Origin of the sequence: Sphingorhabdus sp., assembly GCF_035329025.1 — a bacterium.
GTDB lineage: Bacteria > Pseudomonadota > Alphaproteobacteria > Sphingomonadales > Sphingomonadaceae > Sphingorhabdus_B.
Map to the genome: position 1 here is coordinate 23,099 of NZ_DAOLHN010000017.1, position 23,328 is coordinate 46,426.

Annotated in this window: 29 protein-coding genes and 1 other RNA gene; 18 read left to right on the forward strand and 12 right to left on the reverse strand. The window is 55.3% G+C overall.

Going from position 1 to position 23,328, the window contains the following annotated elements; genetic code table 11:
- Window positions 1-66: 66 nt before the first annotated feature.
- The 4 genes from PKC81_RS06445 (at window position 67) to PKC81_RS06460 (ending at window position 2,921) form a co-directional block, all read left to right on the forward strand.
- On the forward strand, window positions 67-630 hold the full coding sequence (locus tag PKC81_RS06445) for a urate hydroxylase PuuD (protein WP_324334273.1): 564 nt from the start codon (window positions 67-69) through the stop codon (window positions 628-630).
- Window positions 631-693: 63 nt separating this feature from the next.
- A complete protein-coding gene (locus PKC81_RS06450) occupies window positions 694-1,371 on the forward strand; it encodes a nitroreductase (protein WP_324334275.1) in 678 nt (225 codons plus the stop codon).
- 171 nt (window positions 1,372-1,542) lie between these two features.
- Window positions 1,543-2,151, forward strand: a complete 609-nt coding sequence (locus tag PKC81_RS06455) for a superoxide dismutase (RefSeq protein WP_324334277.1) — start codon at window positions 1,543-1,545, stop codon at window positions 2,149-2,151.
- Between the two features lie 35 nt (window positions 2,152-2,186).
- Window positions 2,187-2,921: a class I SAM-dependent methyltransferase gene (locus tag PKC81_RS06460; protein ID WP_324334279.1), complete on the forward strand. Its 735-nt coding sequence runs from the start codon at window positions 2,187-2,189 to the stop codon at window positions 2,919-2,921.
- Between the two features lie 4 nt (window positions 2,922-2,925).
- Here the strand turns inward: PKC81_RS06460 and pspF are convergent, their stop codons facing one another.
- Complete coding sequence (pspF, locus tag PKC81_RS06465) at window positions 2,926-3,981, reverse strand: phage shock protein operon transcriptional activator (RefSeq protein WP_324334281.1); 1,056 nt, start codon at window positions 3,979-3,981, stop codon at window positions 2,926-2,928.
- A gap of 174 nt (window positions 3,982-4,155) precedes the next feature.
- On the opposite strand from pspF, the gene PKC81_RS06470 reads away from it, so the two are divergent.
- From PKC81_RS06470 to PKC81_RS06520, 11 genes are all read left to right on the forward strand, one after another.
- A complete protein-coding gene (locus PKC81_RS06470) occupies window positions 4,156-4,335 on the forward strand; it encodes a hypothetical protein (RefSeq protein ID WP_115548288.1) in 180 nt (59 codons plus the stop codon).
- Window positions 4,336-4,459: 124 nt separating this feature from the next.
- On the forward strand, window positions 4,460-5,128 hold the full coding sequence (gene pspA / locus PKC81_RS06475) for a phage shock protein PspA (protein WP_324334286.1): 669 nt from the start codon (window positions 4,460-4,462) through the stop codon (window positions 5,126-5,128).
- 4 nt (window positions 5,129-5,132) lie between these two features.
- Window positions 5,133-5,423: an envelope stress response membrane protein PspB gene (pspB, locus tag PKC81_RS06480; protein ID WP_298597735.1), complete on the forward strand. Its 291-nt coding sequence runs from the start codon at window positions 5,133-5,135 to the stop codon at window positions 5,421-5,423.
- 1 nt (window position 5,424) lies between these two features.
- Window positions 5,425-5,808 carry an envelope stress response membrane protein PspC gene (gene pspC, locus PKC81_RS06485; protein ID WP_324334290.1) on the forward strand — a complete coding sequence of 128 codons (384 nt, stop codon included), beginning with the start codon at window positions 5,425-5,427 and terminating at the stop codon, window positions 5,806-5,808.
- Window positions 5,809-5,835: 27 nt separating this feature from the next.
- Window positions 5,836-6,108 carry a hypothetical protein gene (locus tag PKC81_RS06490; protein WP_324334292.1) on the forward strand — a complete coding sequence of 91 codons (273 nt, stop codon included), beginning with the start codon at window positions 5,836-5,838 and terminating at the stop codon, window positions 6,106-6,108.
- A 26-nt stretch (window positions 6,109-6,134) separates the two neighbouring features.
- Entirely contained in the window at window positions 6,135-6,416 is a 282-nt protein-coding gene (locus PKC81_RS06495) for a hypothetical protein (RefSeq protein WP_324334293.1), read from the forward strand.
- A gap of 23 nt (window positions 6,417-6,439) precedes the next feature.
- Window positions 6,440-6,766: a hypothetical protein gene (locus PKC81_RS06500; RefSeq protein ID WP_324334296.1), complete on the forward strand. Its 327-nt coding sequence runs from the start codon at window positions 6,440-6,442 to the stop codon at window positions 6,764-6,766.
- Window positions 6,767-6,788: 22 nt separating this feature from the next.
- The gene (locus PKC81_RS06505; protein ID WP_324334298.1) at window positions 6,789-7,079 is read left to right on the forward strand and encodes a hypothetical protein; all 291 of its coding nucleotides are present in this window, start codon (window positions 6,789-6,791) and stop codon (window positions 7,077-7,079) included.
- On the forward strand, window positions 7,076-7,354 hold the full coding sequence (locus tag PKC81_RS06510) for a hypothetical protein (RefSeq protein WP_324334299.1): 279 nt from the start codon (window positions 7,076-7,078) through the stop codon (window positions 7,352-7,354). The genes PKC81_RS06505 and PKC81_RS06510 overlap by 4 nt, the downstream gene beginning before the upstream one ends.
- A gap of 21 nt (window positions 7,355-7,375) precedes the next feature.
- On the forward strand, window positions 7,376-7,618 hold the full coding sequence (locus tag PKC81_RS06515) for a hypothetical protein (RefSeq protein WP_298597717.1): 243 nt from the start codon (window positions 7,376-7,378) through the stop codon (window positions 7,616-7,618).
- A 26-nt stretch (window positions 7,619-7,644) separates the two neighbouring features.
- A complete protein-coding gene (locus tag PKC81_RS06520) occupies window positions 7,645-8,046 on the forward strand; it encodes a SufE family protein (RefSeq protein ID WP_324334301.1) in 402 nt (133 codons plus the stop codon).
- Window positions 8,047-8,052: 6 nt separating this feature from the next.
- On the opposite strand, the gene PKC81_RS06525 is transcribed toward PKC81_RS06520, so the two are convergent.
- The 10 genes from PKC81_RS06525 to PKC81_RS06570 form a co-directional block, all read right to left on the reverse strand.
- Window positions 8,053-8,586, reverse strand: a complete 534-nt coding sequence (locus PKC81_RS06525) for a DnaJ domain-containing protein (protein WP_324334303.1) — start codon at window positions 8,584-8,586, stop codon at window positions 8,053-8,055.
- 52 nt (window positions 8,587-8,638) lie between these two features.
- Window positions 8,639-9,268, reverse strand: coding sequence for a Yip1 family protein (locus tag PKC81_RS06530; RefSeq protein ID WP_324334305.1), 630 nt, complete (start codon window positions 9,266-9,268; stop codon window positions 8,639-8,641).
- 457 nt (window positions 9,269-9,725) lie between these two features.
- An RNA gene (gene rnpB / locus PKC81_RS06535) (RNase P RNA component class A) lies at window positions 9,726-10,094 on the reverse strand.
- A gap of 4 nt (window positions 10,095-10,098) precedes the next feature.
- Window positions 10,099-10,788: an N-acetylmuramoyl-L-alanine amidase gene (locus PKC81_RS06540; RefSeq protein ID WP_324334307.1), complete on the reverse strand. Its 690-nt coding sequence runs from the start codon at window positions 10,786-10,788 to the stop codon at window positions 10,099-10,101.
- Between the two features lie 41 nt (window positions 10,789-10,829).
- A complete protein-coding gene (locus tag PKC81_RS06545; protein ID WP_324334309.1) occupies window positions 10,830-11,696 on the reverse strand; it encodes a CheR family methyltransferase in 867 nt (288 codons plus the stop codon).
- Complete coding sequence (gene cheB / locus PKC81_RS06550) at window positions 11,693-12,781, reverse strand: chemotaxis-specific protein-glutamate methyltransferase CheB (protein ID WP_324334311.1); 1,089 nt, start codon at window positions 12,779-12,781, stop codon at window positions 11,693-11,695. The genes PKC81_RS06545 and cheB overlap by 4 nt, the downstream gene beginning before the upstream one ends.
- A gap of 10 nt (window positions 12,782-12,791) precedes the next feature.
- Window positions 12,792-13,154 (reverse strand): response regulator, encoded by a 363-nt coding sequence (locus PKC81_RS06555; protein WP_324334313.1) that lies wholly within the window; start codon window positions 13,152-13,154, stop codon window positions 12,792-12,794.
- Window positions 13,155-13,253: 99 nt separating this feature from the next.
- A complete protein-coding gene (locus tag PKC81_RS06560) occupies window positions 13,254-13,688 on the reverse strand; it encodes a chemotaxis protein CheW (protein WP_324334315.1) in 435 nt (144 codons plus the stop codon).
- A gap of 1 nt (window position 13,689) precedes the next feature.
- Window positions 13,690-16,083, reverse strand: a complete 2,394-nt coding sequence (locus PKC81_RS06565; RefSeq protein WP_324334317.1) for a chemotaxis protein CheA — start codon at window positions 16,081-16,083, stop codon at window positions 13,690-13,692.
- 83 nt (window positions 16,084-16,166) lie between these two features.
- Window positions 16,167-16,805 carry a histidine phosphotransferase family protein gene (locus PKC81_RS06570; RefSeq protein WP_324334319.1) on the reverse strand — a complete coding sequence of 213 codons (639 nt, stop codon included), beginning with the start codon at window positions 16,803-16,805 and terminating at the stop codon, window positions 16,167-16,169.
- A gap of 140 nt (window positions 16,806-16,945) precedes the next feature.
- On the opposite strand from PKC81_RS06570, the gene PKC81_RS06575 reads away from it, so the two are divergent.
- The 3 genes from PKC81_RS06575 to mtgA all read left to right on the forward strand — a co-directional run bounded on the left by PKC81_RS06575 (window position 16,946) and on the right by mtgA (window position 19,616).
- Window positions 16,946-17,887 carry an RluA family pseudouridine synthase gene (locus PKC81_RS06575; protein ID WP_324334321.1) on the forward strand — a complete coding sequence of 314 codons (942 nt, stop codon included), beginning with the start codon at window positions 16,946-16,948 and terminating at the stop codon, window positions 17,885-17,887.
- Window positions 17,888-17,956: 69 nt separating this feature from the next.
- Window positions 17,957-18,862 (forward strand): RNA polymerase sigma factor RpoH, encoded by a 906-nt coding sequence (gene rpoH / locus PKC81_RS06580; RefSeq protein WP_324334323.1) that lies wholly within the window; start codon window positions 17,957-17,959, stop codon window positions 18,860-18,862.
- A 52-nt stretch (window positions 18,863-18,914) separates the two neighbouring features.
- Window positions 18,915-19,616, forward strand: a complete 702-nt coding sequence (gene mtgA, locus PKC81_RS06585) for a monofunctional biosynthetic peptidoglycan transglycosylase (protein ID WP_324334325.1) — start codon at window positions 18,915-18,917, stop codon at window positions 19,614-19,616.
- 109 nt (window positions 19,617-19,725) lie between these two features.
- Here the strand turns inward: mtgA and PKC81_RS06590 are convergent, their stop codons facing one another.
- The gene (locus tag PKC81_RS06590; protein ID WP_324334327.1) at window positions 19,726-23,175 is read right to left on the reverse strand and encodes a TonB-dependent receptor; all 3,450 of its coding nucleotides are present in this window, start codon (window positions 23,173-23,175) and stop codon (window positions 19,726-19,728) included.
- Between the last annotated feature and the right edge of the window lie 153 nt (window positions 23,176-23,328).

A 23,328-nucleotide genomic window follows, 5' to 3' on the forward strand; every position in this document is an offset into this window, starting at 1 on the left:
AACACAAGGCAGGCTTGGCTAGGCTTCGCAGCATTCGGGTTAACCAAGCCAAAAAGGGGAAGAAATATGGCTAAGTTTTTTGGAAATCTGCACGCGGTGCTGGGCGTTGGCCTTGTTCTCGCGCTAGCCCTGATATTCGCGGTTCCGGCCAATGGCGATCTGGAGCAACAGACCATTCGTTGGCTGCACACGTTCTTTGGAATCCTCTGGATCGGCCTGCTCTATTATTTCAATTTCGTCCAGATCCCGACAATGCCCAAAATCCCGGCTGAACTGAAGCCGGGCGTGTCGAAGCATATCGCTCCGTCTGCATTGTTTTTCTTCCGCTGGGGTGCGGCAATGACCGTTTTATTCGGCCTCATCATTGCCTTGCGCGCAGGATATCTGATGGATGCGCTGATGCTTGCTGAAAGCCACCGCCTGATCGGTATCGGCATGTGGCTGGCGCTGATCATGGCGTTCAACGTCTGGTTCGTGATCTGGCCCAACCAGAAAAAAGCCCTCGGCATGGTAGAGGCGGACGACGCGACCAAAGCAAAGGCAGCATCAACTGCGATGATGTTCTCACGCACCAACACGCTGCTATCCATCCCCATGCTCTACGCAATGATCGGGTTCAACGGCGGCTGATAGCCAACACAGGAAAATGGAAAAGGCGGCCTTTGAGCCGCCTTTTTTTAACGGGAGAGAGAGATGCAATTTGACGAAGTCATTTTAGGTCGGCGCAGCATTAGAGGCTATAAGCCTGATCCGGTTCCGCGCGAACTGATCGAGGAAATCCTGACGCTGGCGATGCGCGCGCCGTCGTCGATGAATACGCAGCCGTGGAATTTCTACGTCATCACCGGTGAACCGCTCGACCGCATCCGCAAGGGTAACACCGAACGCACACTGGCGGGCGTCCCGCAATCGCGCGAGTTCCGAACCGGCCAACCCTTTGAAGGCATCCATCGCGAACGACAGGTCGATGTCGCCAAGCAGTTGTTTGGCGCGATGGGCATTGAACGCGACAACAAGGAAAAACGGCAGGACTGGGTGCTGCGCGGTTTCCGCCAGTTCGACGCCCCGGTCTGTGTGATTATCACCTATGACAAAGTTCTCGATGGCAGTGATGATACGCCGTTTGATTGCGGCGCAGTCGCAACGGCTCTGGTCAATGCTGCATGGTCGCGCGGCCTCGGTACGGTGATCAACAGCCAGGGCATCATGCAGTCACCCGTGGTCCGCGAACACGCCGGAATTGCGGACGATCAGGTGATCATGAAAAGCATCGCATTGGGTTGGCCCGACATGGACTTTCCGTCAAACGCCGTCGTACCTCCGCGGAAGTCGGTGGCCGAGGCCGCTACGTTCGTGGGTTTTACAGACTAAACGCTACATCAACAATCAACGGGAATGGCGGCTGACTTCGCCGCCTTTTTCCGTCGATAATGCAGTCTATCGTGACATTGCATCCATCTATCGCCGCGTTTGTCGTAAACATTGCGCGGGTGCTTACATCGCTATTTCAGCGCCACTCCCGCGCTAAAAAAAGGACAAGCGATGTTCACCCTCCCCCTGCTCCCCTATTCCACAACAGCTTTCGGCGATCTGATTTCGGCAGAAACATTCGAATATCACCATGGCAAACACCACAAATCCTATGTCGACAAAGCGAACAAGCTTGTTGCTGAAGACGAGGCTCTTGCGGGAAAATCGCTGGTTGAACTGATCCTAAGCGCGAAGGGCAGCTTATTCAACCAAGTCGGCCAAATCTGGAACCATAGTTTCTACTGGCTATGCTTGAGCCCCGAAGCCAAAACGCCCGGCGGTAAACTGGCCGATATGATTGCCGATCAATTTGGTTCGCACGCCGATCTACTCGCAAAACTGAAAGAAGAAGCAACCGGCCATTTCGGCAGCGGCTGGACCGCGCTGTTGCTCGAAGGCGAGAGGCTGCAGATCAAAAGCTATCATGATGCCGATTGCCCGGTGAAGCATGGCGATACGCCGCTACTGATCCTCGATGTATGGGAGCATGCCTATTATATCGATTACCGCAACGACCGCGCCGCGCATATCGAGGCGATTTTGAACAAGGCAATCGACTGGGATTTTGTCGCTCTCAATCTCGACGGCAAAGGGGCGGAACGCGCTGACCAAAAGGGGTAATTGCTTGAAGTTCTTACGGGCGTTAGAGCCAATCCATGTCTGCAACTTATGACAGGATCGGCGTTGATTACGCCAATTTGCGCAAGGCTGACCCGCGCATTGCGGCGCATATCCATGCGGCATTGGAAAATGCGGAAACCGTTCTCAATGTAGGGGCTGGTGCTGGCAATTATGAGCCGACTGACCGTTCGGTAACGGCAGTCGAACCATCCGCCGAAATGATTGCGCAACGCCCCCCACATCTTGGGCCGGCTGTGCAGGCGAGCGTCGACAGGCTGCCCTTTGAAGACAAAAGTTTCGATGCCTCGATGGCAATTCTGACAATTCACCATTGGCCTGACAAGGCGAAGGGCTTGGCCGAGATACGCCGGGTTACGCGCGGGCCAATTGTCCTGCTTACTTTTGATCCGTCGCATCGCGGATGCTGGCTGACCGAATATCTGCCAGCGCTTGTGACACTCGATGAGGGGCAAATGCCCGGAATCGACGAATATCAAAACTGGCTTGGCCCTGTGTCCGTCACGACCGTGCCAGTGCCGCATGATTGCTCCGACGGCTTCCTCTATGCCTATTGGAGGCGACCGCGGGCGTATCTCGACCCTATCATCCGGAAAGGAATGTCCTCATTCTGGAAAATCGAGGGCGCAGAGGCCGCTTTGGAGCAACTAGCTGCGGATCTTGATAGCGGAGCATGGGCGCGCCGTCATGCCGATATTCTCGAACTGGATGAACTCGATGTCGGTTACCGGCTGGTGGTTTCCGAAGGCTGATTTATCAACCTAGCAGATCGTGCTTTTTTAGGCTGTGCCGTAGCTGGTCATAACTCAGATTGAGCGCCTTCGCCGTCTGCCGCTGGTTGTAGCGATGCTGCGCAAGCGCTTGTTCCAGCAGCGCTTTTTCGAAGGCTTCGGTGGTTGCCTTGAAGTCGCCGACCTTGATCTGCGCCTCACTGATTGCCGAGAAATCGGTCGAATGGCGTGATGCACCAGCGTCTTCTTCCTTCCCGCCACCACTTTCGCTTTCACGAGGCTGGGGGCTAGAGTTGGGAAGTGCAGTCCAAGGGCTTTCGAACGGGTCGAACTGGACATAATCGACCGGCTGTTCGGGCGAATTCCAGCGATACACCGCACGTTCGACGACGTTGCGCAGTTCACGCACATTGCCTGGCCAGCTGTAATTTTCCATCGCCCGGCGTGCGACCGGACCAAAGCCCGGCCAGCTATCCCATTCAAGCTCATTCGCCATGCGACGCCCGAAATAGTCGGATAACACCTCGATATCCCCCTCACGGACACGCAAAGGCGGTAGGGTGATGACCTCGAAACTCAAACGGTCGAGAAGGTCGGCACGGAAGCGCTCCTTTGCGACCATGTCAGGCAGGCTTTCGTTGGTTGCCCCTACGATGCGGACGTCGACGCGAATGGGCTTGGATGAGCCGATCCGTGTGACCTCGCCATATTCGACGGCCCGCAGCAGGCGCTCTTGTGCACCCATCGAAAGCGTGCCCAACTCGTCGAGAAATAATGTGCCGCCATGCGCCTCTTCAAAGCGCCCTTCGCGTGCGCGGGTGGCACCGGTAAAGGCACCTGCCTCATGCCCAAACAGTTCGGCCTCGATCAGCGTTTCGGGCAAAGCGGCGCAGTTCATTGTTACCAACGGGCCGTCCCAACGCTGCGACAGGCGATGGAGACGCTCTGCGATCAATTCCTTGCCCGTTCCGCGTTCGCCGATGACAAGGATCGGGCGATTCAATGAAGCGGCCCGGCTGGCGCGTTCGACCGCATCGAGAAAGGCCGAACTTTGGCCGATGAATTGCGTACCGCGTTCCATTCCTCACTGTTGGCATATTTCACCATCATTTGGCAAGATTTACATGGTTCAAAAACCGATTTTGGCGTCAGCTTTGTATAATTTGCACGGATTTCTGCCATTGTCATCAAATTGGCACGCCTCCTGCTATATGTCTTGCAAGCCGCTCAAAGGCCGAAACCAAGAGGAAAGAAAATGCAAAAGCTCAACCAGACCGAAACCCAGCCGACCGGAACGATCGTCGGCGCGTCGATCTCGATGCTGCTGCTCATCGCATTCGGGCTTTCGTCCTTTGTCATCCAGCAGAAAGATGCCAGCCACCATGCAGCAGAACAGTCCAACCGGCCTGTCGGCGTTAGTGCCTATCTTGCCTGACGCTGCAAGCCGCCGACCGGGGCGCGAAAGCTCTCCCCCAGCTCCCCTACAAGAGCTTGCCCCGGTCGCCCCTTTTCGTGCAATGTTCCAGTCGACTGAACGTTTCAATATCCGGAGTTACCCAATGGGCATATTTTCCAGGACACGCGATATCATCGCCGCCAATGTCACCGACCTGCTCGACAGGTCGGAAGACCCGGCGAAGCTGATCCGCATGATCATAATGGAGATGGAAGAAACCCTTGTCGAAGTGCGCGCCTCTGCCGCACGCACGATTGCCGACAAGAAGGAGCTGCAACGCCATATCGCCAAGCTCGACCATCTTCAGGCTGATTGGACCGAAAAAGCCCAGCTGGCTCTGTCAAAGGAACGCGAAGATCTGGCCAAGGCCGCATTGGTCGAACGCAAAAAGGCAGTCGACATGGCGGAACAGCTCCGTTCGGAAGTAGCCGTGCTCGACGATGCCCTGAAGGCGTCAGAAACCGACATTCACAAGCTGCAGAAAAAGCTGATCGACGCCCGCTCGCGCCAGAACGCCTTGATGACGCGCCTCGAAAGCGCCGAAAACCAGGTCAAGCTGCGTACCATGTATAATGGTGACAAGGTCCGCGACGCGTTCAGCCGTTTCGATGATCTTGAACGGCGGGTCGATGAAGCACAGGGCTATGCCGATGCTCTGTCGATCGGCGCCGATGGTCCCAAGACACTGGGCGAAGAAATCGACGCTTTGAACGCCATCGACGAAGTTGATGCCGAACTCGAAGCCATGAAAAAAGCAATGAAGAAGGGCTGAGCCGATGGCAGACGAACTTGTACCCATATTCGTAGTCGGGATGCTCTTCATCGGGCTACCCTGGCTGATCATGCACTATGTCACCAAGTGGAAAACCGCGGCAACGCTGACCAATGATGATGAGCGCATGCTCGGTGACATGCACGAACTGGCACGCCGCCTCGAAGACCGTCTAGACACAGTCGAACGCCTTGTCGCTGCCGACAACCCAGATTGGCATCCCCGCCGCCTCGATCATGAGAGTGAGGAATATGCCGACTTAGACAATATCCGCCGACTGGAGAGGAAGAACTGAGATGTCTGGCATGCACACCAAATTCTATCTCGATAAGCAGAATGGCAAATGGAAAGGCGTTTGCGCAGGCATAGCGGACTATACAGGGGTCAATGTCCTCTGGGTTCGGCTGGGCGCGGTCATGCTCACATTGATGGGCGGCTTTCCTTGGACGCTGATTGCTTACTGGATCACCGCCTGGATGGCCGACAAAAAGCCGATCCACCTCTACGCCGAGGACAAGGTCGAGCAGAAATTCTGGCAGGGCGTCCGCCAGTCCCCTGCCCGAACCACCCGCGACATCCGTTCACGCTTCCGCGAAATCGACCGTCGCCTTGCCGACATGGAAACCTTCTATGTCAGCAATAACAAACAGCTCGCCGACGAAATCGAAAGCCTGCGCTAAGCAGCAGATCGGCTTGGGAGAAAATACATGCACGAAGGCGAATTCATGTTTGTCCTGTTTCTGGGCAGCATGCTGGGCGTGGCCGCAACGCTGACCATCCAATGGTATGGTCGTCGCAAAGTCAGGGCAGCGCTCAAGCAGGACGGGCTCGCACCGTCGCGCCAGACCGAATTGTTGGTCAACGAGAATGAAGCGATGCGCGGCCAAATGCTCCGCCTGGAAGATAGGCTTTCAGTGATGGAACGGATTGCGACCGACAGCAGCCTCAATCTGGGCCGCGAAATCGAACGCTTGCGCTGAGCGCGTCAAGGAAAGGGAAAAGGGATATGGGACCCGACACGATAATCTGGATAGTCGGTCTTTGCACCGCAGGCTGGGTGATCAACAACTGGATCCGCGCCAAGCATGGCTATGCGTTGGAAGATGAATGGGGCGGCAAGACCACCAAGGAACTGCCCGAAGCAGAGCGCAAAATCGGACTGTTGACCAGCGAGAATGAACAACTTGGCGGCAAGATCAGCCGGCTGGAAGAACGGATCGCCGTTCTGGAGCGCATCGCGACTGACAAAGGCGTGCGTCTGGCCGATGAAATTGAAAGTCTGCGCTGAGCGCGACCAATAGGGCAAAGCAAATGGATCCGGATAAACTAGCTATCATTTCTGCAATTGGTCCGATGATCGGCGTGGGAATTGTCTCAATTTCAGCCGGCTGGGTTATTACAACCTGGCTACGCATCAAAAATGGCTATCCGCTTGATGGTGCGTGGGGCCAGGCGGTCTATCCCAAGACTGATCAGGAATCGGTCGAACGGATCAAGCTGCTGAGCCAGGAAAATGCGCAACTGCGCGCCGAACTGGGTTCGATCAAGGATCGCCTTGCCAGTGTGGAGAAGATTGTAGTCGATGATACCCACAAGTTGACCGCCGAAATCGAAGCCCTGCGCGGCCCGGCAAACTGAAATAAAAAAGGAAGCTGTTTCTATGAGCCCCTTACTCATACCTATTTTGGGCATTTGCTGCGGATTGCTGGCCATATTTGCCGGGGCAATTTTCCGTCCTTGGTTGAAAATGAAAGAACGGCAGATGGAACTGAATGCCCAGAGCATCGCCGAGAAAGCCGCGCAATATGCCGCTGACAAGGGGCGACTTGAAGAACGTGTTGCTGTTTTGGAACGCATTGTGACTGATCAGGGTTACAGTCTTGCCAATGAAATCGAAGCGCTTCGCAGCCTGCCTGCTCAGCCATTGCATGAAAAGGAAGTAATCAAATGATTGGCGATCCCTTCACGATGGTTGTGGCCATCATTGCCATCATCACGATCGGCAAGATCATCCAGAGCAAGCATCAGGCGAAGTACGGCATTATCGAAGATCAGGATATGTTGGGAAACAAAACCCAGCGCCTGGCGAACAATGTCGATACGCAAGCGCTGCAGAACGAAATCAGCGAGCTGAAAGAGCGGATTAAAGTTCTGGAACGCATCGCCACAGACAATTCAAGCGCCATCGACGTCAGCCGTGAAATCGAAGCGCTGCGCGACCGGTAACCCAAAAGGAAGGAAGGACCCATGCCACAGGACCCCAGCTTCTATCTGACTGTAAGTGCCCTTGCGCTGGCAACCGTCGGCATAATCGCTGCCGCCAGCCTGCGCGGATGGCGCGACTGGATCGAACTCAAGCGCATCGAAATGGAAAGCCAGCATCGCCCATCGCATGATGGGGCTCCTTCCACAGTGTCGCGCATCGAGGTAGCCGATCTGAAGGAACGTGTTAAAAAGCTTGAAGCCATTGCAGCGGGCATTGATATCTGAAGTCCAAGGCCATAAGCGCAGCGCCTATGACTGCGCTGGCCGACATTCTCGACGAATATGAGTTTCTCGATGGCGATGACCGCTATCGTCTGTTGATCGATCTGGGCAAGGCGCTGCCCCCCATGCCCGATGCGCTAAAAACAGATGCCACCTTGGTGCGTGGTTGTTCGGCTAGCGTATGGGTTTACCCGGTGACAGATGACAACCAATTGTCGTTCCTTGCCGATAGCAACGCTGCCATAACCAAAGGCATTATCGCGCTTGTGCTAAAAACGGTGGAAGGCAAGACCGCAGCCGAGATTGGATCGCTCAATATCGAAGCTGCGCTTGCGCCCTTTGATCTCAAAAACCAGCTGAGCTCGAACCGGACTCAGGGTATCCCCAACATGATTGCGTTGATACGCGAAACCGCCGCGCGCTACTCCTGAGGGTGCTCAGCCCTTCCAGACGCGCCGCTCTTCTGCCGCGCGCAAAACATCGAATGCAGCTTGCCCCGCCTGAAAAGCCTTAGCAGCATCTGAATCATTAGGTCGCACGTCCGGGTGCGTTTCCTTGGCAATCTTGCGCCAGGCTTTTTTCACTTCTTCGAAATCGGCATCCGGATCCAGTCCGAGCAGTTCGAGCGCACGCATTTCATCGCGACTGCGGCTACCGTCACCGGACCCAGCCCAACCATAATGTGCAGATTCGTGGTAGCCGCTATTGTCGCGACGTTCGTTCGATTCACGCTCCGCAGCTTCTTCAGCGCTCAGCCCGGCAAAATAATCATAGCCCCGATTATATTCAGCGGCATGATCCTCGCAAAACATCCAGCGTTCCGGGCTGTTCGGTGACTTGGGAGCGGGACAATTCCCTGCACGATCGCATCCCACTCTGTCGCACAGCCGGACAGCCTGCGCTTCACGCGAGGTGCCATAGCCGCGCCAGCGGGGAAATCCCCAGTCATTACTGCGTGAAGAACGAGCCATGCCGCCGCCTTAGCGATGGCATGGCTCCGATGCTAGGCCGAATTCAGCCAAATTACATGCTGGCTGCGCCAGCCATCATAGCGCCACCAAAGAAAGTGGCGATCAGCATACCACCGATAAACATTGTCAGCACCGCCGAAAGAACAATGTAAATCAATATGATAACTACAGTAAAACCGGCAACTTTCTCCGCCGGAGCTTCCATAATCGGGCCAATACCCGTGTAAATCAGATATACGACATAGGCGATCGCTGCCAGCGAAACGAGCCCGCCGACAGGACCAAGAAACGGCGAGATAAGGCCCGCAATCCATGACGGAGTCGACGCATAGGCCATCAACTTCGTTGCGCTGACAATGTCCGATTTGCCATTGAAGCTTGGCGACACCGCATTGACGATGAGGCTCATCACATAGAGCATGACCAGACCGATAACAAAGCCCACGGCGGCCATGCCGGCAGCTATTCCTACTCCGACGGAAGCAATGCCCATAGGGGCGAGCGATCCTGCGCCGATGCCCAGCAGCCCCAGCGCAATGACCGATCCGATAATTGGAAGCACGGACAACGGAATCGCATAGCCAGTGAACAAGCTTCCCACAGTAGCAGGCTCTTTGGCGATGACATCCCATTCGGCTTTCGGGTTAAGAAGGATATTCTTTGCTCTATCGACTAATGACATTTGCTTTCCCCTCATCAATGTAGATACCCTCTGACAGGAGAGAACCACAATTGGTTCAATAAGTAAATCAAAAGGGAGAATGCTTCATGCTGGCTGCATCACGCATATTTGTTGCCATTATCGGGCTATTGTCGCTGATTTCAGCGTATCAACATTGGTTCGACCTTGCCTCCTTGGCGGACGCACGAGGTATTCAGACGGTCGGTGCAATCGGAAATGCCAATATTCGGGCCGATATCGGAGGCCTTTTTCTGGCAATTGCCGTGTTCGCCTTTGTCGCAGCATGGAAACTCAGTTCGACCTGGCTCGCGGCGACGTGGCTTCTCCCTGCCCTTGCCTTAATGGGTCGTTTTGTCAGCCTCGCACTGGATGGCGGCTCCTCGCAAGTTTTTGAACCAATGGTGGTTGAGGCCGTCGTGCTCACGCTGTTGGGAAGCATCTATCTGTACTGGAAAAAACTGCCAGAGGGTCTGTAAGCCGGGTTCTGTCCACCCTTTTCAGGGATAGGCGACCATTCCTCTAGCCCTTGTCTTGCAACAAGGGTCAAGCAATCAACCCGGGCGACTGGCAGGAGGATGCCATGTGCCGCCCCTATTCGATTTTGCTCCCGGTGGGGTTTGCCGTGCCGCTGACGTTGCCGCCCGCGCGGTGCGCTCTTGCCGCACCCTTTCGCCCTTACCCGACCGAAGCCGTGGCGGTTTGCTTTCTGTGGCACTTTCCCTTGGGTTACCCCAGCCGGAAGTTATCCGGCACCGTTCCTCGCTGGAGCCCGGACTTTCCTCCCGCACCCCGCAAGCGAAGCACCGGCGGTCGCCCGACCCTCTGGCGCGTTAGCCGATAGCAGGTCCGCCTTCATGTTCCAAGAGAAGGCTCCACAGGATTGCCCGGCACTGGCCATCGATCACGCCATCAACAGTTTCCGGCCGGAAACGGCGCTGGAATGCGACCACGGCCTTGGGGCCATCTGCGATGCCGTAGCCATATCGTTCGAGGGCCAGCAGGAAAGCAGCATCGCCCCAGCCGGGATCTACAAGATTTTTGGTTGGTCGCGGAACCGCAAGCCCGACTTTCGCCAGGCGTTCCCAATCGAACAATTCGCCGGGATCCTGCTTGCGCGCAGGCGCAACATCGCTGTGGCCAACAACGTTGCGCGGCGGAATTCCATAGGTCCGAACGATTTCGGCGACCAAAGGAACAAGTGCCGCCATCTGTTCCTCGGGAAATGGTCGATAGCCCCATTCATGCCCTGGATTGACGATTTCGATCCCAATGCTCGCGCTATTGCAATCGGTAATCCCACGCCAATAGGAGAGGCCCGCATGCTGCGCGCGTTGCTCTTCACGGACCATGTGGATGATTTGTCCGTCTTCCTCGACGACAAAATGTGCAGAAACCTTCGACGCCGGGTTGGCCAGCCATTCGACGGCTTCTGGACCGCTCTTCATACCTGTATAGTGCAGAACGAGCATCGTAATTGGAAGCGTTCGCTCGCCGAAATTTGGTGATGGATACCAGATCATTCGGCTTTAATAGGCTGCAAGTGCTTCAATGCAAAGCCTGCTTAGATAGCGAGGCGTTGCTGGCCGGTCGCGGCAACATTGCCTGAAACCGTTCGCTGATAGAAACCGCGAAATTCGCGCGACGCCACGAATTTCTCCGTTTGGCCTATAACGGTCTCGGCGGCACCCAACATCAATATGCCATCGGCAGTCAACGCCGATGCGAGTTGCTCCAAAACCTCACGCCTTTTATCATCGCAGAGATACATCAGCATGTTGCGACAAAGTATGAGGTCGAACTGCCCCATATGGCGAGGGCTATCGAGCTGATTATGCTGTGCAAAAGTGACCATTTTGCGGACTTCAGGCTTTGCCACCCAATCACCGTCAACCTGGTCGAAATATTTAAGCATCAGCATTACCGGAAGGCCGCGCTGAATCTCAAACTGTGAATATTGGCCCTTGCGTGCCTTGGCCAAAGCAGTTGTCGAAATATCAGTCGCCAGAATCTGGATGTTCCAACCGCGCCATTTCTCGGCATTTTCGAGAAATGACATGGCAAGCGAATGGGGCTCTTGCCCTGTCGAGCAGGCCGCCGACCATATCCGCAAACGCTTTGTATTCGCCCTTGCTGCACGCAGCGAATCCATTACCGGTCCGGTCAGCAGCGCAAAGTTCGCCTGGTCGCGGAAGAAGCAGGTTTCATTGTTGACCATGGATTCCATGCATTCCTTGAGAAGTTCTGGTTCGCCTCCACCATCAAGGATCGTGGCCAGCATATCGATATCAGGGATGGAATGCTTTCGCAGTATCGGCTTCAGCGCCATCTCTACGCGCCAGTGCCGGTTTGCTAACAATTGTTGGCCGGTCTCCCGCGCGAGCAATTCGGAAAGCTTGCGATGCGCGCGCGCGATTTGACCCTCGGTCATTGCTGTACCGCTCTGGCGAGCAATCGGGACATGAGTGGCGGCGGCAATATTGCATCGGCAAGCCCTGCCTTGGCAACGGCTCCAGGCATTCCCCAGACCACGGAGCTTTCGGCGTCTTGTACGATGACATTGGCACCAGCAGCAGAAAGACGAACAGCGCCCGCAGCGCCATCATTCCCCATGCCGCTCAAAACGATCGCCAGAGCACCCGAACCGTAAACCTGCGCAACCGATTCGAACAGAGCGTCGACAGACGGGCTATACCGACTGCTCGGATAATAATCGAGATGCTCAATTTTGCGGCGACGACCGTTTTGCGCACAAGTCAAATGCGCGCTTCCTGGTGAAACATAGATTGTGCGCTCAGAGATTTCCATTCCCGGTTTTGGCACGCAAACCGTGCGATCAGTATGAGCCGAAAGCTGGCGTGCAAAAAACTCCATAAATGCGTCGGGCAGATGCTGCGCGATGAACACCGGACAATGCAACTCAGCCGGCAGGTTACGAACGATTTCGTAAATAACCGGTATCCCGCCCGTAGATGCACCAATCGCGATACAATCCGGCACCGGTATCTCAAATTTACTATCCGAAATCGGAATGGCATTTTCAGGCGCCGCATTCTTCCGCGCAACCAGTCTGGATGAGCTCCCTAAGCGAACAACCTTTTCGACAAGCAGTTCCGGGAATCGACCGGCAAAGCCGAAGCGACCGGGCTTTGAAAGCGTATCACAAGCACCGAGCTCGAGCGCTCTTATTGCCGCGGGGCCGTTCTCTTCAACGAAGGACGATACCACCAGCACTCTGCCTCCACCGGCGGCATCCAATATGTCGGGCAGCGCATCCAGGCCCGACCGTTCGGGCATTTCGATATCAAGGAGGATGATGTCGGGCCGCACAGTTTTGAGCAGCTTCAACGCTTCTTCGCTGTTTCCAGCTTCGCCGACAACCTCGATCTCTCCGCTGTCGCTCAACATCCGCGCAAAAATCGAACGCACAACATTGCTGTCGTCGACAAGCAGTACCCTTATCGGACGATCGCTTTGTTCCTGAGGCGGAGTTGCAAGGCCGGAAGACACGCGCATGATCAGTGGTTCAGATACATCCCACCATCTGCAATTTGGTTTCCAGAGTTTCGCGATCGAACGGTTTCATGACATATTCGTCCGCCCCCGCTTCGATCGCTGCCTGGATATGCCCGATGCCATTTTCTGTCGTGCAGAATATCACCTTGGCGGAAGCGGCTGTGGAAGCGCGATATGCGCGCAAAAAGTCCATCCCGCTCATAATCGGCATATTCCAGTCGAGCAGGATGACGTCGGGCTGGCGACTGGCACATTGATCGAGCGCCTCATTTCCGTCGGCAGCCTCGTTCACCTGAAATTCCAATGTTTCCAATATGTGGCGAGCCACCTTCCGTATGACTTTGCTGTCATCGACAATCAGGCAGGTTTTCATTGCGGATGCTCCTTGGTCCATATTGAACCAAATCTAGTGCCAGGCTGTTAGTGACCGGTTAATTCCAGGGCATCCGGCAACAAAAATCGATGCCCAAGTTCAAGCCGCCATGCGATCATCGATGGCAACCAACCGCTCCGGATCGACGACCATGTGCAATTTGCCATCGATTTCAACGAGCTCACTTACCAGGTCGCGCCATTTGCGGTCGAGTTTTGCAGCTTGGACCAAGGCGTCGTCCGCGACCGAAACAACATCTCGGACCCTGTCAACCATCAGGCCGAAATTGTGTCCACCGATCGAAGCGACAACCGCAAGTCCCTTATGCTCAACAGCTTTGCGTTGGCCCGTCACCCGATACTGACAGTCAATCAAGGTCAACACGCGGCTGCGTAGCGCGAACAGGCCCGCAATAACGGGGTCACTGCGCGGCACATCGACCACATCGCCGATCGTCACAACGGACTCGATCACGTCGCTGCAAATTGCGATAGACGTGCCGGCAATTTCTGCGATCAAAAATAGCTTGGTCATTTCACACACCCCCCGCAATTTTTGCACTAACCGCAGAAAGCAGTGCCGCACGATCATAGCGATAAATGGAATCTCGCCCGTCTTCACTCGAGCGCAGACTGTCCCGTAATTTAACGAGGCGGCTATCACCAACCAAATTGTCGGTGCCGGCGTCGAGCGAAAGGACAACCGACGCCGAAGGCCTTTGATGTTCATCGAATGTCACATCATAACCGGATGCCCTAAGAAGCGGTGCCAGAACCCTATGCTCCCAACCATCTTCTTGATGGGCACTGATAAAGCACAATGGCCTTTGGGATGCATGAGCCCTGACTTCGCCAGATTTCAGTTCGAAAAAGCTGTAGCTACTGAGCAGTTCGATCGGCCGGCCATCCACATGCACGATGCCTTCATAGATCTCCGGATTAAGCGAGGGCGCAACCTCTGCATCGATTGCAAAAATATCGATCACATCCGCGACAGCCAGGAATACTGTGCTCGTCCCATCGGAAAGGCGCAGAAGTTTCACATGCCCTTCGTCAGGAATCTGGTCCAGGCCATAGACATCGATTAGCGTTTCGTTCGCCGAAATACATAGACGCCCGCCCACTTCGTGAAACGCTGTGCGTTCGAAATCCTCCATCCGCTCAACGGCGGCCAGACGGATCGCCCGGATCGAACCATCCATCGTTTCGAACAACAAACCAGAATCCAGTTGTCGTTTTTCGAGATGTGTCGAATCCTGCCGTTCCGATTGGCGGTCGAATATATCCTCTTCGATACCGATCGTAGCGGCCAAACCACTGGCGTCGAGCAACAGCATGGGGCGACCATTGTCGGGAAGCGTCGTACCGGCATATAGCCCGGTTGCCATGATGAGCGGGGCACCCGGCTTGACCACCAGTTCCTCATTATCAACGACTGCCTCTACATCCAGCGCGAAGGTCGCACCGACCGCAGGGCGAATAATCACCAGCGTGCGCGCCATCCCCTGGCTGCATTCAGTTTCTGCAAGGTCCAGCAATTCTTCCAGCTTTGCATAAGCCAGACGTTCGCCGCGCACTTTGGCAATGGGCATTTCGCCGATATGTTCGATTTCTACATTACGGTTGGAGACTGAAATGATTTCCACCACAGAAGACCGGGAAATCCCGAACAATTGCCCACCCGCCCGAAGGGAGAGACCCGCAATGATCGACAGGGTCAGCGGCAGGCGCAAAGTAATCTTCAAACCATGCCCCTCATGGTTTTCAAGATCGATGGTTCCACCAATCGCATGCATATTGTTGCGAACCACATCCATACCCACGCCGCGTCCGGAAATGGCTGTCACTGCGTCGGCAGTGGAAAGTCCAGGCGCAAAAATCGTATCAAGTTTGGCGCGGTCAGACATTTTTTGCCACTGGCTGGCCGTCAACAATTTCCGCGCAATCGCCTTCTGGCCCAATTTTTCCAAATCAATGCCGCGGCCGTCATCGCTGATCTCGACCAGAATCTGGTTGCCCGACTGGCGGGCAATAACATGGATATGGCCGACCGGGTCTTTGCCAGCAGCACGCCGCTCCTCGGCGCTTTCTATCCCGTGGTCGGCTGAATTGCGCAAAATGTGGGTCAACGGATCGCGCAGTGCCTCGACCATCTCCCGGTCGACTTCAACTTCGCTGCCTTCGACGGTCAGCTCAATTTGCTTGTCGAGATCAATGCAGATGTCGCGTAACAATCGTGGCAGGGAGGAAAACAACCGGTCGATATGCTGCATACGCATCATTCCGATGGCATCGCGCATTTCCGCGACGGTTGTCGAAAGGCGACCGAAGGCATGATCGATTTCGGTCGATGCGCCATATCTGCGGAGCTGGCGAGACACCTCATTGCGTGCAAGCACAAGATCGGACACTCCGTTCATCAGCTTGTCGAGCAAGTTTAACGAGACGCGAACAGTCCGGTTCTTGTTGCGACTTATGGTGTCGTCAATAACCGTTAGATTTTCATCTTTGACATCATCAGCGGCGGGCACTGACACTGAATCATGCGCATCAGCCTCAGAAGGCAAAAACGCAATCATCGCCGAAATAAGGTCGGGATCATTGTCAAAAACCGATTCACCCGTTTCGAGTGCATCGGTCAAGGCCGCAATCCGGTCGATTACCGCCAAAGTAGCTGACACCAGTTCAGGACATACGGTTATTCGGCCATCGCGGGCGTGGCTCAAAACATCTTCGGCCGCATGACTAAGCCGCAACAAACGAGGCAGGTCCAGAAAGCCGCAGCTCCCCTTTACCGTGTGAACGAAGCGAAAGGCGCTGTCGATCAGCCCCAGATCATCGGGCGTTTTCTCCCACTGGACCAACTGTCCGGCAAGAATTTCCAAGGTTTCCCGGGTTTCCGCGATAAATTCTTCGCGCAGATCATCCATTTCAGGCGCCCCAATAAATCAACAGGACGTCTTATGGGGCAATCTTGGTTAAAAAGGGCTTTACGCTGGCACCTTATGTGGCGTCAGCGAACAAGTGCTCCGATAACAATTTGTGTGTCATCCGGCCCTGCAATTTGCACCAGCCCGCCATTGGCCGCACAAAGCCCGCGAACCATCCAGGCAGCAGCAGTTCGAGAGTCAATCTGGCTTTCGGTCAACTCGCCGGAAAGCGCGTCACGCACTGACTGATCCATGATTATCCGCGGCCCGGTTGCGCGAATGACGATTTCCTGCTCACCTTCGCGTGCTTCGGCGCCCACATGGAGTTCGCCACCTCGAACCAGCGTATCTTTGGCAATCAGCACCAGGTTCAACAGAACCTTCACCGCCTTTTTGGGCATCAAGCCCGCCGGTACGCCCCAGTGCAAGGTCGTGCGCCCATCGCTGGTGACAAGCGGTTCAATGACCGCTTTGGCCTCCATCGGGTCCACTTCACTGCCAAAACCGCCCGCTGCGCCGAATGCGAGGCGAAAAAACTTCAGTTTGTCGGCTGCTGATTTCGCGCTTTCAGCCAGCAAATCCATACAGCGTTTCCGCATTTCCGGATCATGTTCATCCGCAAGAAGTTCCAAGCCATTGTTCATGGCCCCTACCGGACTGAGCAAGTCGTGGCATAGCCGCGAGCACAGCAATGCAGCAAGGTCGATATCATTGTCGGACATGGTCAGCCGGGTCCCCTGTTGGTCATGACGTCAGTGCAATGAACGCAGTGCAATGCCGTTTCAACCCTTCAATCGCGGTTACATCCGCAAAATCGGCAAACCATGCTTGATAAACAACAAAATGCCCCCACATTCGGGCCATGGAGGGGCAAGAAGTCACGCATAGCGGCATTTTGGGCCCGGGACGTTTGGACCGCGCTCTGGCGGAAGCAATTCCCTCGCTGTCACGCGCCCGTATTCAGGCGTTGCTGGAAGCTGACGCGCTTCAAATCGCAGGTCAAGCCGTGTCGGATCCATCCAGCAAGCGTCATCAGGGCCAGGCTTTTACCCTCACCGTTCCTGCTCCTGTTCCAGACAAGGCAGCACCGCAAGACATCGAACTCGACATTGTGTTCGAGGACGAACATCTGATCATTGTCAACAAGCCCGCCGGGCTTGTAGTGCATCCGGCGGCAGGCCATGCCGACGGCACATTGGTGAATGCCCTGCTCCACCACTGCAAAGGCAAATTGTCCGGAATAGGCGGGGTTCAGCGCCCGGGAATTGTCCATCGCATCGACCGAGATACTTCGGGGCTGCTGGTCGTTGCCAAATCCGATGCCGCACATGAAGGCTTGGCAAAGCTCTTCGCTACCCACGACATCGAACGTCGTTATCTTGCGGTGGTCGTCGGCCAGCCCTCCCCCGCAGGCGGAACAATCCGCACCCAAATCGGTCGTTCGACCACCAATCGCAAGAAAATGGCTGTCCTGCCTGAAGGCAAGGGCAAACACGCCGTCACCCATTACCGCACAATTGAGCAGTTCAAGGATGCATCGCTGGTCGAATGCCGCCTGGAAACCGGACGCACGCATCAGGTCCGCGTCCATATGGCACATATCGGCCACCCATTGGTTGGAGATTCCACTTATAATAATCGACGAAAAGCATTTAAATTTGGACCAAATCAGTCCTATTTCGACCGACAAGCCTTGCACGCGGTGTCACTGGGGTTTATTCATCCCATTACCGGTGAAAAGCTGGGTTTCGAAAGCAGATTGCCTGATGATATTCACCTTCTGCTAACGTCGCTCAGGGTATAGAATTCACTGTAACGGTTCGACAAAGGGGTGCTTGATGAGGCCCCGGCGCGGACATGAAAGAGGAAGATAATGTCAGAGACTAAAAATGTTCCGGCAACTATCCCTGCCCTTGGGGGGGACGACAGCCTCAACCGCTATCTGGCGGAAATAAAAAAATATCCGATACTTGCGCCCGAGCAAGAATATATGCTCGCCAAGCGCTATCAGGAGCATGAAGACCCTGCCGCTGCTGCGCAGCTCGTATCGTCGCACCTGCGACTCGTTGCGAAAATCGCCATGGGCTATCGTGGCTATGGCCTGCCCGTTTCGGAGCTGATCTCCGAAGGCAATGTCGGCCTGATGCAGGGCGTGAAGAAATTCGATCCCGATCGCGGCTTCCGCCTCGCAACCTATGCGATGTGGTGGATCAAGGCGTCGATGCAGGAATTTATCCTGCGCAGCTGGAGTCTGGTCAAAATCGGCACCACCGCCGCGCAAAAGAAGCTTTTCTTCAACCTCCGCCGCATGAAAAACAACATGCAAGCGTTTGAGGATGGCGATCTGCGGCCTGAAGACGTTGCCAAAATCTCGACCGACCTTGGCGTGTCCGAAAGCGAAGTCATCGAAATGAACCGTCGCATGGCGATGGGTGGAGATACCTCACTGAACGTTTCAATGCGTGAGGATGGCGATGGCCAGTGGCAGGATTGGCTGGTCGACCACGAACCGCTGCAGGACGAACGCGTCGCTGAAGCGCAGGAAAGTGATGTGCGCCACCAGTTGCTGCTGGAGGCCATGGGCAGCCTGAACGACCGTGAAAAGCATATCCTGACCGAACGCCGCCTGATTGAAGAGCCCCGGACGCTTGAGGAACTCAGCCAGGAATATAATGTCAGCCGCGAACGCGTGCGCCAGATCGAGGTGCGCGCATTTGAAAAGCTGCAAAAGGCGATGTTACGGATCGCGGGCGAAAAGCGTTTGCTCGCTGCCGTCTAAAGGCATTTGTAAAAATGGATGACGCGGCCACGGGTGCGCGCTAGCTAAGGCTATGGCCCAAGCAAAGCGTTCGCCCGTCGCCCGTTTCTTCTCATTCCTCATCCGCTGCCTGCTCTGGTATCTGGCGATCACCTTCGCCTTGGTGTTGCTGTATCGCTTCGTACCGGCACCGACGACCTTGACCATGCTGTTCGACAGCAATGGAGCCGAGCGCGATTGGGAGCCTTTATCGAACATATCCCCCAATCTGGTGCGTGCAGTCATCGCCGCCGAAGACGGGAAATTTTGCCAGCACAGCGGATTTGATACCGAAGCGATCGAAAAAGCGATCCAGCGCAACCAGCGCGGCGGACGTATTCGTGGCGGTTCGACCATCAGCCAACAGACGGCTAAAAATGTGTTCCTTTGGCAAGGCAGTGGCTGGACACGCTATGTCCGCAAAGTACCCGAAACCTATTTCACCTTCCTCATCGAAACATTCTGGGGAAAGCGTCGGATTATGGAAGTGTACCTGAACGTCGCGGAGACAGGTATTGGCACCTATGGCGCGGAATCGGGCGCGCAACGCTATTTCAATAAAAGCGCCGCCAACCTCAGCCGCGTCGAAGCGGCCCGCATGGCGGCGGCCCTGCCCCTACCCAAGAAACGCGCCGTCAACGGTGCTAGCGGCTTCACCCGCCGCTATGGCAACAGTATCGCCGCACGGATTGGCGTGGTGAAGCGCGACGGGCTGGACAGTTGTATTTATAAGTAGCCTTTCAACTGCATCGCAGGGACTAACGGCGACCGAATTCTGTCACCCAAACAAAAAGGGCGGAACTTTTCAGCTCCGCCCTTTCCGAATTCAATTTTAATCCAAGCGATTAGAAGTCGTACGACACGCCGAGCTTGATGCGCCAGACCGATGAACTGACGTTGATGAAGTTGTCAGAGTCGAACGAGTTCAGGCCCGCAGCGCTCGAAAAGATATAGCGGCCCTGTGCATCGACCCCGGTAACCGTTGCCAGATCCTGACGACCACCAAAATCACGACGACGCTGAACATTCCAACCCGAGTCGAGCATGTTCAAGAAGTTGTCGAAGCTGGCGTAGAGACGGATCTTGTCGCTCTTGCCGAAGAAATGGCCCGGTCCGGGCAGTTCTTGCGACACCGAGAGGTCCATATCATAATACCAGTTGTTCGAGCAGCTGTTACGCGGAACGGTTTTACCGATATACTTCTTTGCACACCCAAGGCCGTTAGCAAAATCGACCAGCGACTGCATCTGTGTAGCTGTGATCGTCGAGCTGGGCGACACATTCGGGTCGGTAAGGCCGGTTGGCAGATAGATCAGAGCGTTGTCAGAGCCGGACGCACTGTCATTGAATACGCCCGAACCAGTAAAGGTCAGGCTGTACGGACGTCCAGAACGTGCAACGAAGGTCAGGCCAAAACGTGTCGCATAATCACCAAAAAACTCTTCCTTAAAGCTGGTGTTAAAGGTGACGTTGTGACGGCTGTTGTAAAAACCACGTGAGGCAGCAGGGTTCTGGCGATCGAAAGCCGCAGTAATGTCGTAGTTCGACCCAGCGGTCGAGCTGTACATGTTGCGACGATCCTGACTGTCAGAAAATGCATAGCCAAAGCTGACGAAAGTCGAACCACCATCGGTAAAGACGCCACCGTCGAAATATTTCGACAGCAGGAACGATGCATTGTGGCTGCGGAAGCTGCCAGCATTGGTCAGCATCAACTCGTCCTCACGCGCGGTAGTGAAGCATGCCGCATTAACCCCAGTGAACACCGGGGTAGGATCAGCCGAAACAAATTTCGCTGTACAGCCTGCATTGCTCGGGTCGATTGTGACATAGATCGGGCGACCGTCGACGGTCTGGCTTGCGCGGCCTGCACGGAATTCAGGCACCTGCGACAGGTCAACCACGGTGAACGGGTTCTTGTACTTGCTGTAGATGTAGTCGAGTGTCAGGTTCCACCCGCTGAAGAAGCCGCTTTCGGCAAAATTCAGCTCCGATGTGAAACCTAAGTTGGCGCGCAGCACCGAAGGCATTTTGATATCGGTATCGATGGCTTGAGTAAAGCCAAGGCCCCGTGCCGCAGAATCGATTGCTGCCTGCCGGAAGCAGGTGGGAAGACCAGTGAAAGTTCCACCTGTGACAACATCGATCTGACCAGCCGGGCATCCGGCAGCCTGCGTTGTTCCTTGGGCAAAGCCACTACCATCATTCTGGAATGCATTACCGAACCACACAAGCGGATCACCGCCGGAGAAGATACCAACGCCTGCACGTACCTGTGCACGCGAGAATACAGCAAAGTCGCCCATGTCATAAGTCAGCGCTGCACGCGGCATAATAATCGGGGGCAGGTTGCTGAAGCCTGTGTTGTTGCCGAAGCCATAGCGAGTGAAGAAGTTCGGATTAAATTCCGGTGCCCCGCCATCATACCAGTCGGCACGAATACCGATCACGGCACTGAGGGCGTCGGTGACCTGCCAGTCATCTTGGGCAAAGATCGAGTAGATGCTGCGGTTGAAACGCGCAGCTGCATCGTTCACATCACCCGTCTGAGAGAAGTTACCAAAAGCACCTTCGGTGTTACCTGCGATCACATTTGCGGGTGTGGTCGAAGTCTGATTGTTGCCCAGACCTGGCGAGAGCAAGCCAGCTTCCAAATCGGTTGCGTTACGGAACACCATGGTTCCAGTCGCATTTTGAACAAATAGGTTGAACAAGTTCGCGCGGTTCAGTTCTGCACCAAATTTGATCTGGTGGTCTCCCATGTCCAGCTTCGCTACGGCACGATACTGCTCCAGCGTTGTGCGCAGATCGTTGGCTGATCGCGAATTGCCCGGACCTGCCAGCACTGCACCGTCGTTGCCTGTTGCATTGTCAATACCGACAATGATGCGTGGAATCGGGCTGCCTGATTGGGCTTCACCGCCGCCAAACGGATCCTGAAGATCCTGAACTTCCGAACGCGAATAACGCAGCTCTGTCGAGAGTACATCGGTCCACTGCGAATAGAGGCGACCAGAATAATAGTCCGACTTGGTGCCTGAGAGATAGAAGGTATTCTGGCCTATCGCTTGCGGTGAGTTGCCTGTGAATAAGTCGTCCGTACGAAGCGTCGACTCTTCCAGTTTCTGATATGTTGCCTCAAGACGATGGTCATCAGTAATCTGCCAGTCTGCACGGGCAAAATAACGATCATTCTTGTATGGGCGACTGGTCACCAAGTCGCCCGTGTCAATCTTGTAAACGCGATTGAGAATTTCGCGGATACGGTTGAATTCGGCAACCGGAACGCCCGACATTTCGTTGGCATAGCCTGCGCCTGCCGGACCGTCATCCTGCGACTGACCAGCGCGCTGGTTTTCATAGGCACCGAAAATAAACAGCTTGTCCTTGATGATCGGACCACCAAGATAAACGCCCCAGCGCTTGTCGGGCTTGATCGGTGCTACAACGCGGCTGGCATTGGTGTTGCTGTCGAAAACGTCGTCTGCACGCAGATCGTTGTTGGAAAATTCATAGAAGCCACCGAACTTGTAGTCGTTGGTTCCCGACTTGGTCACGACGTTGATTGCACAACCAGTGAACTGGCCATAATCTACGTCGAAGGGAGCGAACTGCACCTGTGATTCACGAATAGCGGCATAGGGCAGCGGGGTAGAACTGCGCGAAGAGAAGCCGGTGTCGTTAAGGCCGTAAATGTCACCCTGGCTTATACCGTCAACGGTGAATGCATTCCCGCGGTCATTGCCGCCAAGGCATGAAATGCGGTCCTGACCCGAACCAGTGTCGTCGCGGTCGAGGCTGACGCGCGGGTCGATACGGATGACGTCGCGAACGTCGCGGTTAAAAGTCGGGGCCGCTTCCAGAATTTCGGTGGTGAAAGTCTGACCCGGGCCAACTGCCAGTTGCGTTGCCTGAACGCGGCTGCCGGTGACGACGATTTCGCCAGCGCCCGAAGCAAGGGTGAAAGTCAGGCTGGTGTTACCCTGAAGGGTGGTATTAATGCCCTCAGCCGACTGGCCCTCATAGCCAGAAGCATTGGCGGAAATGGTGTAGGGACCTCCGGTCACAAGGTTCGATGCATTGAATTTGCCATCTGCGCCCGTTGTGATCGTGCGTGTCGCACCGGTACGGGTGTCCGTTATGACAACTTCAGCGCCGCCAATCGGGTTACCCGAGTCGTCAACTACGGAACCTTCGATACCGGTTGTAATCTGCTGGGCTTCGGCGGGTGTCGCCGTAAAGCTCGCAATCGAGAGCGCGGCTACGCCTGCCGCCAGATAGAAACGGATTTGCATCTTATACCCCTATATATGTGCGAAGGCGAACGCCCCCATATCCCGCCGTTAGCTTGAATCTGACGATTCGGCAAAGCTCGGCCTACCCATTCGGTGCCCCCTTTGTGTGTCAGGAATGTGACATTTGCTGCTTTGCAGCATGGCTACGAGTAT